This window comes from Massilibacteroides sp., from assembly GCF_028705895.1.
GTDB lineage: Bacteria > Bacteroidota > Bacteroidia > Bacteroidales > Tannerellaceae > Massilibacteroides.
Genome location: NZ_JAQWCQ010000027.1, coordinates 35,503 through 46,670, shown reverse-complemented (window position 1 = coordinate 46,670; position 11,168 = coordinate 35,503). Strand labels below are relative to the sequence as shown.

9 protein-coding genes are annotated in these 11,168 nt (G+C 39.7%); 4 read left to right on the top strand and 5 right to left on the bottom strand.

The window, feature by feature from the left end:
- Positions 1 to 249: 249 nt before the first annotated feature.
- Together PHT93_RS08475 and PHT93_RS08470 are read right to left on the bottom strand one after the other, a co-directional pair.
- Complete coding sequence (locus PHT93_RS08475; protein ID WP_300241773.1) at positions 250 to 840, bottom strand: helix-turn-helix transcriptional regulator; 591 nt, start codon at positions 838 to 840, stop codon at positions 250 to 252.
- A complete protein-coding gene (locus tag PHT93_RS08470; RefSeq protein ID WP_300241770.1) occupies positions 815 to 1,084 on the bottom strand; it encodes a hypothetical protein in 270 nt (89 codons plus the stop codon). The genes PHT93_RS08475 and PHT93_RS08470 overlap by 26 nt, the downstream gene beginning before the upstream one ends.
- A gap of 355 nt (positions 1,085 to 1,439) precedes the next feature.
- Between PHT93_RS08470 and PHT93_RS08465 the strand changes: the two genes are divergently transcribed.
- Positions 1,440 to 2,300, top strand: a complete 861-nt coding sequence (locus tag PHT93_RS08465; RefSeq protein WP_300241769.1) for a hypothetical protein — start codon at positions 1,440 to 1,442, stop codon at positions 2,298 to 2,300.
- Between the two features lie 4 nt (positions 2,301 to 2,304).
- Here PHT93_RS08465 and PHT93_RS08460 read toward each other — a convergent pair whose 3' ends face one another.
- On the bottom strand, positions 2,305 to 3,978 hold the full coding sequence (locus PHT93_RS08460; protein ID WP_300241766.1) for a putative transporter: 1,674 nt from the start codon (positions 3,976 to 3,978) through the stop codon (positions 2,305 to 2,307).
- Positions 3,979 to 4,090: 112 nt separating this feature from the next.
- Between PHT93_RS08460 and PHT93_RS08455 the strand changes: the two genes are divergently transcribed.
- Genes PHT93_RS08455 through hemH form a run of 3 tightly spaced genes read left to right on the top strand, consistent with a single transcriptional unit; the run spans position 4,091 to position 6,333 of the window.
- Positions 4,091 to 4,891 (top strand): peptidylprolyl isomerase, encoded by an 801-nt coding sequence (locus PHT93_RS08455; protein ID WP_300241764.1) that lies wholly within the window; start codon positions 4,091 to 4,093, stop codon positions 4,889 to 4,891.
- A 12-nt stretch (positions 4,892 to 4,903) separates the two neighbouring features.
- Positions 4,904 to 5,296, top strand: coding sequence for a hypothetical protein (locus tag PHT93_RS08450; RefSeq protein ID WP_300241761.1), 393 nt, complete (start codon positions 4,904 to 4,906; stop codon positions 5,294 to 5,296).
- Between the two features lie 5 nt (positions 5,297 to 5,301).
- Positions 5,302 to 6,333: a ferrochelatase gene (gene hemH, locus PHT93_RS08445; RefSeq protein ID WP_300241758.1), complete on the top strand. Its 1,032-nt coding sequence runs from the start codon at positions 5,302 to 5,304 to the stop codon at positions 6,331 to 6,333.
- A gap of 4 nt (positions 6,334 to 6,337) precedes the next feature.
- Here the strand turns inward: hemH and PHT93_RS08440 are convergent, their stop codons facing one another.
- Complete coding sequence (locus PHT93_RS08440) at positions 6,338 to 8,593, bottom strand: S9 family peptidase (protein WP_300241756.1); 2,256 nt, start codon at positions 8,591 to 8,593, stop codon at positions 6,338 to 6,340.
- Between the two features lie 173 nt (positions 8,594 to 8,766).
- Complete coding sequence (locus PHT93_RS08435) at positions 8,767 to 11,163, bottom strand: beta-L-arabinofuranosidase domain-containing protein (protein ID WP_300241753.1); 2,397 nt, start codon at positions 11,161 to 11,163, stop codon at positions 8,767 to 8,769.
- Positions 11,164 to 11,168 lie beyond the last annotated feature (5 nt).

Below are 11,168 nucleotides of genomic sequence, written 5' to 3'. Positions count from 1 at the left end.
TCGGCTTTCAGCCGGAATTATTCGATGAATAGTAAGACTAAAGTGGAGCAAGAAGTTTGAGCTGATGACATTGGTCTCTAAAATGCCAGTTTGCAGTATAGACGTATCACGATGGATGATTACCATAACAACCCGATATTTTGCCTGATCCTTTTTTTAATATTGAAAATCAATGCAAAAATAGGAGTAAAAATATAAAGGATATTTTTGCAAAAATATCCTTTATATTTTTTTATTCATTCTATGTGATTATATAAAGTTCTTTTTGCGGACAACACCGGGTGTTTCTCCAAAAGCAAGTTTGAAAAAATCATTAAATGTACTTGTAGAAGAAAAATTGTATTTATCAGCTATTTCTTTGAAGTTTTTTCTCCCTAAACATACCTCACGATATATTCTTCTCGCCTTCTGCTCACGAAGCCATTTAGACGGTGGTATTCCGAATATCTTTTTAAATCGTTTCTCAAATCCGGAAACCGTATAATTCATCGCTTCTGCCAGTTCAGCTACCGAATTATAAAGGTGATGATAGCGAAGAATATAAGCAGGGAAAGCTGTATTCGTATAAAGGGCAGTACTAAAAAAAGAGATTAATTCTTCTTTTTCATAAAAAGCACTCAGTAAATACAACAATTCTTTGGTTTTTATATCTAAGTAATCTTCTCCATCCAGTCCTTCCATTATAGTACAATACAATCCATTTATATAGATTTCTATCATACTGTTCGCTTTCAAGGCCTGAGATAAATCGCCTGCATATTTTTTCTCTTTGAGTTGAAATCCTTCCACTGCTAAATCTACAGTTCCATAACATTCACAAAGTTGAATATCGTCTTCCAAATAAAAAAAACAGTAATTGAGAATCTCTACTTAATGTATAATTAACATGACTTCCTAAAGGAAGAAAGACTAAATAACCGGCATCCAGGGTTCCACTATCATAATATCCATAGCTAAAGCAAGCTTTTCCTTTTAAAATATATACTAATATGTGATTTTGTGGAATTACTTCTCCCTCTTCTCTGTTTTCAACACAAACCTGTTTTATTTTCTTATCTACATTCATTAAGCAATTCATCTCCATAATTTTGAGTTAGTTTTTTGATAAATAGCATCTTACACTATATTTTCATCATAATTTATCCAGTGACAAAGAAATAATAGGATACTAATAATACAAAAGAAATCATAACACAAACATATATAATTTTATTTAGCAGACAAAGAAGTTATTGAACGATTCTGTAGCATATATATTGAGGAAAAAAGACATGAATCGTCAAGTATTGAATTTTATAAGATGTAGAATTACAGCTATTATGTTAAAAGGTCAAACAAAAATAAAAAATTAAGCATCGGGTATCTATATTATTCTGACAATATAGACATTTTGAGGTGGAAAAAGACTGAATAATATGTACTTTTACGGCAAAAAAAGTATGACTTTTCGTTTTAAACTTGTATTCTTTACTCTATTTCTTCTTCTCGTGTCTCCTTCTTTACGAAGTGAAGACTGGCGGGATAAAATGGAAAATATCATTTATTCACCACGTTATTTTGGGCCAAACGGATTTCCGATTCCGGAACTCAGAGAGAGTTGTGTAGGCAGTCGCTTTGAGGCTGAGGTGCGTGGAGAATATCATTATTATAGTGGAGATAAAACTAAAGATTTTTATACGCGTGCTTATATTCCTATTGTAAAAGGAAAAGCAGCCATTGAAGTGAGTGCTATTGTCTGGGAAGATTACAAATTAACTCCGGAAACGCGGGATGAACGATTTGCAGCGGAAACGGAAAGTCCCATAAGTTATAATGGGGATGTTATCATCAGTTCGTTGTTTCAGTTGTTAAGAGACCCGAAATTGGGCAATGTTATGTTAAGCCTTAATCTGAAAACAGCGAGTGGCGGACGTTTGGCGGATGCTCGCTTTACGGATGCTGCATCTTATTGGTTCGATGTTACAGTAGGCCGGACGTTATTTGAAAATAAGGAGCAGAAAATGTCTTTTTCTGTTCAGGGGTTAGTCGGTTTTTATTGTTGGATGACGAATGACCGGGTACATCGTCAGAACGATGCTATTAATTATGGTATAGGGTTTACGGCAAAACTACAGAATTTTAAACTTCAATCCGACTTTTCTGGATTTCACGGTTATGAGAATAATGGTGACCGTCCGATGATTATCCGGAACAACCTGACCTATGAATACAAAAAAAACGGCCTTTCTTTCCGTTATTATCATGGAATGAAAGACCGTTTGTATGAGAGTTATACCCTCGGGTATATTCGTTATTTTTAAACCTTTATATAAATAGCAAAATCAAGAGTTGCGCCGAAAGCACACGCAAGAACATCGTCAAAGGATATACCGTGGCATAAGATACTGACGGTGCATCGTTACCGGCTGTTGCATTTGAATAAGCTAATGAAGGCGGATCAGTGGTACTTCCTGCCAGTAATCCCATCAATGTCAGATAATTCAATTTAAAGAAATAACGTCCGATACAACCGATTACAAGCAATGGTATTACAGTAATAAGAAAACCGTATCCGATCCAGGCATAACCGCCGTTTACAACTGTTTCAACAAATTTCTCACCGGCTCCTAAACCTACACAAGCAAGAAATAAGGTAATACCCACTTCACGTAACATCAGATTGGCACTTTGGGTAGTATAAGTGACTAATTTAAGCTTATAACCGAAGCGACTAAGTAGAATAGCAACAATTAACGGACCACCTGCCAATCCAAGTTTAACGGGTTGAGGTATGCCCGGAAACGCGAAAGGAATACTACCAAGAAGCATACCTAATCCGATACCGATAAAGATAGACATAAGATTAGGTTCATTCAAACGCTTCATTGAGTTACCTAATACCTTTTCTACATTTGCAATTGCAGAGTCTGTACCAACGACGGAAACCGTATCACCCACTTGTAGAGCAAGCGAAGGTGTTGCCAATAATTCAACACCGGCACGACTGAGACGGGTTATGTTAATACCGTATAATTTACGAAGTTGAAGTTCTCCCAGCTTTTTACCATTCAGAGCGGGATTAGTAATCAGGATACGTCTATTGATCAACTGACTTTCTAAGCGTATCCATTGCTTACGTTCCATATCGAGAGTTTCACCTATCAGAGATACGATAGAATTTATATCGTGATCCGTAGTGATAACAAAGACTTTATCATTTTCATGTAATACGGTATTCGCTTCAGGAACTTCAATCCTTTTATTACTATGTCTCCACACACGGGAAATAACAAATGAACCATGTTCCATTTTGCCGGAAATTTCATTGATCGGTTTATCAAAGATTGTCGGATTTTTTACGACTAATGAGATTGCTTTAGCTCCATCATTTGATTTTTCATCTTCAAGACGAAGTTGTTCCTGTTCTTTGTCCATTGAGATACGGAAAATAGAACGGATAGACAGAATGGAAAGAATAATACCAACAACACCTAAAGGATAGGCTACGGCATATCCAAGGGCAATTGTATCGTCAACAGCACCATGTACATCAGAATATGCCTGCTGTGCAGCACCAAGACCGGGTGTATTGGTAACGGCTCCAGATAGAATACCAACCATTGTCGGCATAGGTATTCCCGTTGCATAGTGAATCACTAATGTTACAACCACTCCTAAAAAAACAATACCAACAGCCAGCAGATTCAATGTGACTCCCCCTTTTTTAAAGGAAGAGAAGAATCCCGGTCCAACCTGAAGTCCCACCGAATAAACAAATAAGATCAAGCCGAATTCTTTAAAGAAATGGTTGATCTCATGATTAATCGTAAACCCAAAATGCGAGAGAATGATGCCAACAAATAAAACCATTGTAATACCTAATGACACCCCGAAAATTTTAACTTTTCCCAGCAAGATACCTAAAGCGATAACTACCGACAAGAGGAGGATGGAATGCGCTATTCCCTGCCCCCACAACAATTCATTAATCCATTCCATATAATACTTTTTAAACCTTAAATGACCGCAACGCAATATTAAGGCCGCAAATATAGATATTAACTTTGTGCTTTACAACACAATTTTTACCTTTACAACAAAATAAAGAAGTATGAAATATATAGTCTGCATAATCCTGATATTTCTATGGGGTTATCCGATGAATGCTCAAAAGAAAACGGCAGAGATTAAGACCAATGTAGGTTCCATGAAAATGATGTTCTATGACGATGTTCCGAATCATGTAAAAACATTTATTGAAAGAGCGAACAAGGGAGAATACAACGGAACTCTTTTCACACGTGTGATTAAGGAGTTTATGATACAGGGAGGAGCGCCTGATTCAAAAACAGCTCCTCCGGGCGCTCGTTGTGGATTTGGGGACAGAAATACAGAGATACTTCCGGAGTTTTCCTCACATTATTTTCATAAAAAAGGAACTTTAGCTGCTCCTCGTCAGAACGATGATGTAAATCCTCAAAAGAAGTCGGACATGTCTCAGTTCTTTATTGTACATGGAAAAGTATATAGCGAAGGAGAATTGGATACATTGGAATTAGTTGCCAATCTTCCTATAAAAAGAAAGGCGATGGCTCAGTTTTATAAACCTTTTAAGAAGGAAATGGATAGTCTTAAAACAACTGATGTGAAGGAGTATAACAGACGTGTGGTTGAGATTAACAGTAAAGTGGATTCTGTAATTTTGGCAACGCCGGGACATCTTATTTTCACGCCGGAACAACGGGAAGCCTATACAACGATCGGAGGTTGTCATCATTTAGACGGACAATATACTATCTTTGGAGAAGTAACCGAAGGATTTGACATTATTGACAAAATTGTATCGCAACCGAAAGATGCATACGACCGTCCGAAAAAAGATATCCGGATCATTTCGGTTACAATTAAATAAAAGTAATCCAGAATGCTAAAAAGAGATTTCATATTAGTACAGATAGAAGAGTTAGGCAAAGTGCTTGCTCAGTTATTAGATCAGCGGAATCATGGGGCTTCGAGAAAAACGGACGTACTGATGGAATCCATCTACTCCACTCTCAAAGTAGATAAAGATTTCCTACTTACGCATTCCGTCGAAGAAATTCATAAAGCGTTAGACGGAGAAGACAATGCGGGACTTCAAAGAATGGAGATTGCCGCAAAAACGTTATTGGAGGATTATTACATTAATAGTAAAGACAGTGCTTCTTTACGTAAAGCACAGGAAATACTTCTTTATATCCCGCAACATGATCAGACATTCTCCATCGAACGGGTGAATCTAATAGATCAGATAAAAGAGTTGCTTCCGAACTCGTAAAGAATATGGATATAAAGAAAAAACGGACAGCTTTGCTTCTGATTAATCTCGGTACTCCTGATGCTCCGACCATTGGGGCTGTAAGTCGATATTTAATTGAATTTCTGAACGACAAATATGTTATTGACATCCCTTGGTTTTTACGTAAATTACTTGTCAATTTAGTTATAATTCCTTCAAGGGTAAGAAATTCTACTAAATTATACAAAATGCTATGGACGCCGGAAGGCTCTCCGTTAACGGTTTATTCAGAACAATTAAGAAAGAAACTACAAGAGAGTTACGACGATAGGATTGAGGTATTCACTGCTATGCGTTATCAAAACCCGTCTATTGAGTCGGCATTAAATAAGATAAACAAAACAGGATTTGATTCGTTGATTGTTTTACCACTTTATCCCCAGTTTACTTTTTCAACGACAACTTCGACTATTGAGAAAGTGGAGAGAGTGATTAAAGAATGGAAAATAAAACCTACGGTCCATTATATCAAGCAGTTTTATAATCATTCGGGATATATCGAAGCGTTTACGAAACGCATAAAATCTTATAATCCTGATCTGTATGATTTTATATTGTTCTCTTATCATGGATTACCCAACAGTCATATTGCCAAAGCACATTCAAATGGTGAAGAGTGCGATTGTACTTATGAAGAGAACCTTCCCGAACATGGTCGTTTTTGTTATCGTGCTGCTTGTTATCATACAACTCAGTTATTAGCAACTCGCCTTCATCTCAATAAAGAACAATATACCATCTCTTTTCAATCCCGCCTGTCAAAAGATTGGTTGAAACCATTCTCCGACAAGACTCTGATAGACCTGGCGCGAAGAGGGCACAAACGCGTTTTGGTCGTAGCACCGGCCTTTGTTGCTGACTGTCTGGAAACAATTATAGAAATTGGTGTCGAATACAAAGATTTATTCATCGCCAACGGTGGGCAAACCCTAACCCTGGTCGAAAGCCTGAATGCTGACGACCAGTGGGTAGAAGGTGTTAAAGAAATCATTTCTGAGTTTATAGACAAACCTTAAGAGCCTATTCTTTATTCGTTGTAATCTCATCCCATTTCGGTGGATTCGTATTCAACAAATGGCGTACAAAGAAATCGTAACGTTTATGTTCGCCGAAATCTTCACCCATTGTGTGGTGTGCGCCCGGTATAACGACCAAATCAAAATCTTTATTCGCTTTTATTAAGGCATTGACCACCTGCATGGTTGAGGCTGGATCTACGTTATCGTCCATCTCTCCGACAAGCAACATCAAAGGGCGACATAATAAATGGGCGTTTTCTACATTCGACGCTTCTTTATACTGATCTCCGACAGGATAACCCAACCACTGTTCGTTCCACCAGATTTTATCCATCCGGTTGTCGTGGCATCCGCAGGCAGAATAGGCTGCTTTATAAAAATCGGGATACTGCAACACTGCAGCTGTAGATTCTTGTCCACCTGCAGAACAACCATAAATACCTACCCGATCAATATCCAGCGAAGGATATTTTTGTGCAGCAGCTTTAATCCAGGCGATATGATCCGGCAAGCCGGCGTCTTTCAGGTTTTTATAGCAGATATTCTCAAACTCACGGGAGCGAAATGAGGTTCCCATTCCATCGACCATAACCACAATAAAGCCTAACTCAGCAATAGAGGTCATGTACCAGTTGTACGGCATAAATGTTTTAGGCACGTAATGCGAACCAGGACCTTGATAAATATATTCGATAACCGGATACTTCTTGTTGGGATCAAAGTTCGTTGGCCGCACAATGAGTCCCCACATATCCGTTTTCCCATCACGGCCTTTGGCTACAAAAACTTCCGGAGCTTTCCAGCCTTCTGCTTTGAGACGGGTAATATCAGCCGTTTCCAGAGGCATAGCGATCTTTCCGTCTTTTGCATTACGCAACACGGCAACCGGTGCTTTATCCACCATGGAATAAACATCTACCAGATAATTCATATCAGAGGAAAACCAGGCTTGATGCATTCCTTCTTCTGGCGTAAGACATGTAAGTCCCTTACCATCAAAGTCGATATAGTAATAACGAATGAGGTATGGATCTTCGTCTTTTTGCATTCCGTTAGCCGAGAAATAAATCCGACGGTTTTCTTCATCTATACGAAGTACCTCACGCACGTACCACTCTCCTTTAGTTAGCTGGCGGACAGGTTTTGCTGTTTCCCGGTCATATAAATACAGATGATTCCAGTTATCACGTTCACTCATCCAGATTATATGTTTGTTGTCTTTCAGATCATGCCGGAAATGGCGGGTATAATTTACATACTTATCACTCGTTTCTTCAATCAGCGGGCGTACATCGCCGGTTTCGGCAGAAAGTTCCAACACGCGATAAACCTGATGTCCACGTTGATTATACTCAAACGTCAGGGCGCGGCTATCTTTGTTCCAGTCAAGACTACTAAGCTCATATTGTTGATCAAATAATTCAGTTGAAGGAATAATAGCACGCCCGGTTTCCACTTCAAAAATTGCCGGAATCTTAAAGGGCAGTTCGTTCCCAGGTTTCGCATATTCCTGTTTGTGAAGTTTCGGTTGAAGTTGATCTGCCGGAGAAGATTCCACATAATAGACATAACGTTTCTCCACCGGACGGATTTTGCAGGAAGCGACTTTTTTGCTATCAGGCGACCAAGAAATATAGGCTGAATAATAGTTACCAAGCGTACCGTCAAGACTTAATTGCTTTTCTTTGCCGGTAGCCAGTTCTTTCACATAAATATTATCATTCTTGATAAAGGCTATGTATTTTCCATCTGGCGAAGTTACCGGATCGGCCACTTTCTCATCATCCCGCTCCATCCAGTGTTTTTGTTTAGGCGGAACAGGTAGTTTTCCTTCATTAATCAACTGATTTTTACGAACTACGTACATCCAACGCTGATTGTCAAACACAAAACGAAGCGTATCCTGACTTTTATTCACGAGTAATCGTTCCAGAGAAATGGCATTAGTCTTTACGTCCTTTCCGCTTTGTTCGCTCAACAGACCAGCCAAGCGTTTATGGTCAAATAATTCTTTTCTCTCCTGTTTATCCGCATTTACCGATACATACACGCGGCCTTCGGGAGTATTACGCACATACCAGAACTGATGTGTTCCGTCAATCCATTGCGGAGCGACATTAGAATAGAACACTTTATCTGCACCATACTTCGTCCTCAAGGAATAGGCACGATTATAATCATCGACCGTGCCTTGTGCAAAAGCCATGATTCCACCAAAAAGCATGACTAAAAACAAACTTAATTTACTTCGTTTCATACAACTATATTTTATATCCGGATTAGTTAGTACAAGGAAATATACATCACTCCATCGTTTCAGAAATATTTTTTATTCTTAAACCTAACCGGGAGCTCTATAATCAAAAAAATATTCAAGGCGCTTAGTAATGAAAGTTGAGGCGCCTCAAAATTTTATTACACTCTGTTCATTTATTCAACAAGCCATTCAAACAAGCCGGACGCATATTTCGGAGCCGATTTAAACTCCAATTTCAGAGCTTTTGTTGTGACTGGCGTAAAGGATACTTCATTCGGTTGTCCTTTTACTGTTTTATACGAACCCTGATTTTCGACAGGCTTCCATGCTCCGGTTGAATCTTTGTAATAAATAGTCCAGGACTCTGGAACACGACAACCGCCCCAAGGACCGTCATCATACCAAAAGACCGATGTAAAGGATACTTCTTCTGTTTTTTCAAATTCATAGGCCAACCACTCCGTTGTTCCTTCTTTCGGCCAGACATGATAATACGGCACACTGCGATCGTTCTCGTCTTTCGGAAGTAAGCCGTCATTAATCGAAGAAACGGCAGATCCCAGATGAGAACCTGTGATTTTTGCATTCGTTGTTACCGTTGGAGGCATAGTGGGACGTCCGGCAGACAAATCCATCGGCAACCAGACCGCCATTTCTCCCGCTCCCCGATGCGCCCAGGCATAATAAGGAATCAGAGTCAACTTGACATCTTTAGTAAACAAACGTCCTTTTTCATCATAACCTAATGTTTGTGCATCTGTTTCCAGTTCTTTGATACCAGACAACACATCCGGTTTGTCGATGACGGAAAACTCCGGTTTTCTATTCATAAAAGCACTAAGCACACTAAAGTCATTATCCGGCCATTCTGCACAATACACAATAGGACCACGTTCTACGGATACTTTTCCACGATCGGCCTCTACATTTGGATGCGCTTTAACAACACGGGGTTCCATGTCAAAATGGATTTCAACCCGATCACCTTTTTTCCATTTACGGTCAATGATGAAGTATCCCTTATCTATTGCTCCATCTACCGGTGTTCCGTTCACTTTCACAGAATAAGATAGCTTCTTCTGATCGGCATAACGATACAAATCGCTCGGAACAACATCGCCTTTCACCCATCCTGGTACACGAAGTTTAAGTGTAAACTCCTGACTTCCACGCGAGGCAATATCGATCTTTACATTACCATTCCAGGGATATTCGGTGGTCTGTATCAATTTCAAGGCTTTTCCTTTGACATCTATCTCTGAGGTATTACTCATATACAAGTTTACATACACATCCTTATCGTGTACAGCATATATATAACCGGGAACAGACGGAATAAAACGACATATATTAGACGGACAACAAGCACAACCGAACCAAGGCTGACGCTGGTGTTGCCCGATAGATTCCAACGGATTCGGGTAAAAGAAACCTCCCCCGTCAAGTGAGACTCCGGAAATCAGGCCGTTATATAAAGTACGCTCCAACACGTCATAATATTTGGATTCTCCATGAAGTAAAAACAAACGATAATTCCAATAAACGTTCCCAATAGCAGCACAAGTCTCACAATAGGCGGACATATTCGGCAGTTCGTAATTCTTTCCGAATGCTTCTCCCTGGTTAGTAGCACCGATTCCTCCGGTTATATATAATTTCTTTGTCACCACATTATCCCAAATTGCATCAATAGCCCGCACATAACCTGTATCTCCCGTTAGAGCCGCTACATCAGCCATTCCGGAATACATATATGCTGCACGTACGGCATGCCCGACAGCTTCGTCTTGCTCCAACAACGGTTTATGAGCCTGACTATACTCATCTCTCCGTTCGGTATATCCTCGTTTATCCAGAAAGAACTTGGCGAGATTCAGATATTTCTTATCCTTTGTAACAAGATAGAGCTTTGCCAAAGCCATTTCGGCAATCTGGTGTCCCGGCACGCGAACTTGTTTGCCCGGTTCATCGCCGATTTCACGACAGACACAATCGGCATAACGGATGGCGATATTCAGAAACTTTTTATCTTTAGTTGCCTGATAATGAGCAATAGCTCCTTCTATCAGATGTCCCAGATTATAAAATTCATGACTTAAATCTTCCACCTTTTCCCAACGTTTGCTGCCTGCCCACTCGTGCGGATGATCCGGATTCATCGTCCGGGCAGTATAAAGATAACCGTCTGCTTCCTGAGCGGCTTCGACAAGCGTAAGAATACTGTCAATATAGTTTACCATTTTTTTATCCGGATATGTCTGGAGCAGATAACTGGCTCCTTCAATTGTTTTATACACATCCGTATCATCAAAAGAGTACCCCTCCACCTTATATTCAGCGCTTGGATTGGCTGCTTTGACAAAATTAGTATAACGTCCGGTCTCTTCGCACTTACTAAAAGCCAAGGGAATCGTAACTTCCCGGCTAGCCTTCAGGCGTTGCCCCCAAAAATGATCCGTCACTTTCACGGCTGTAAACGGCACCGGAGAAATAGGATAACCCTCATCCGCCACTTGCGCATTCAAAGACAAACCGGCTCCGGCAAGTAGAATTATTAATCCTTTTTTCATGGTAT

Excerpts from the sequence above, each read along its gene's own strand:
- PHT93_RS08470 (WP_300241770.1), bottom strand. The coding sequence starts at position 1,084 with ATGGAGATGAATTGCTTAATGAATGTAGATAAGAAAATAAAACAGGTT.
- PHT93_RS08465 (WP_300241769.1), top strand. The coding sequence starts at position 1,440 with ATGACTTTTCGTTTTAAACTTGTATTCTTTACTCTATTTCTTCTTCTC.
- PHT93_RS08460 (WP_300241766.1), bottom strand. The coding sequence starts at position 3,978 with ATGGAATGGATTAATGAATTGTTGTGGGGGCAGGGAATAGCGCATTCC.
- PHT93_RS08455 (WP_300241764.1), top strand. The coding sequence starts at position 4,091 with ATGAAATATATAGTCTGCATAATCCTGATATTTCTATGGGGTTATCCG.
- PHT93_RS08450 (WP_300241761.1), top strand. The coding sequence starts at position 4,904 with ATGCTAAAAAGAGATTTCATATTAGTACAGATAGAAGAGTTAGGCAAA.
- hemH (WP_300241758.1), top strand. The coding sequence starts at position 5,302 with ATGGATATAAAGAAAAAACGGACAGCTTTGCTTCTGATTAATCTCGGT.
- PHT93_RS08440 (WP_300241756.1), bottom strand. The coding sequence starts at position 8,593 with ATGAAACGAAGTAAATTAAGTTTGTTTTTAGTCATGCTTTTTGGTGGA.
- PHT93_RS08435 (WP_300241753.1), bottom strand. The coding sequence starts at position 11,163 with ATGAAAAAAGGATTAATAATTCTACTTGCCGGAGCCGGTTTGTCTTTG.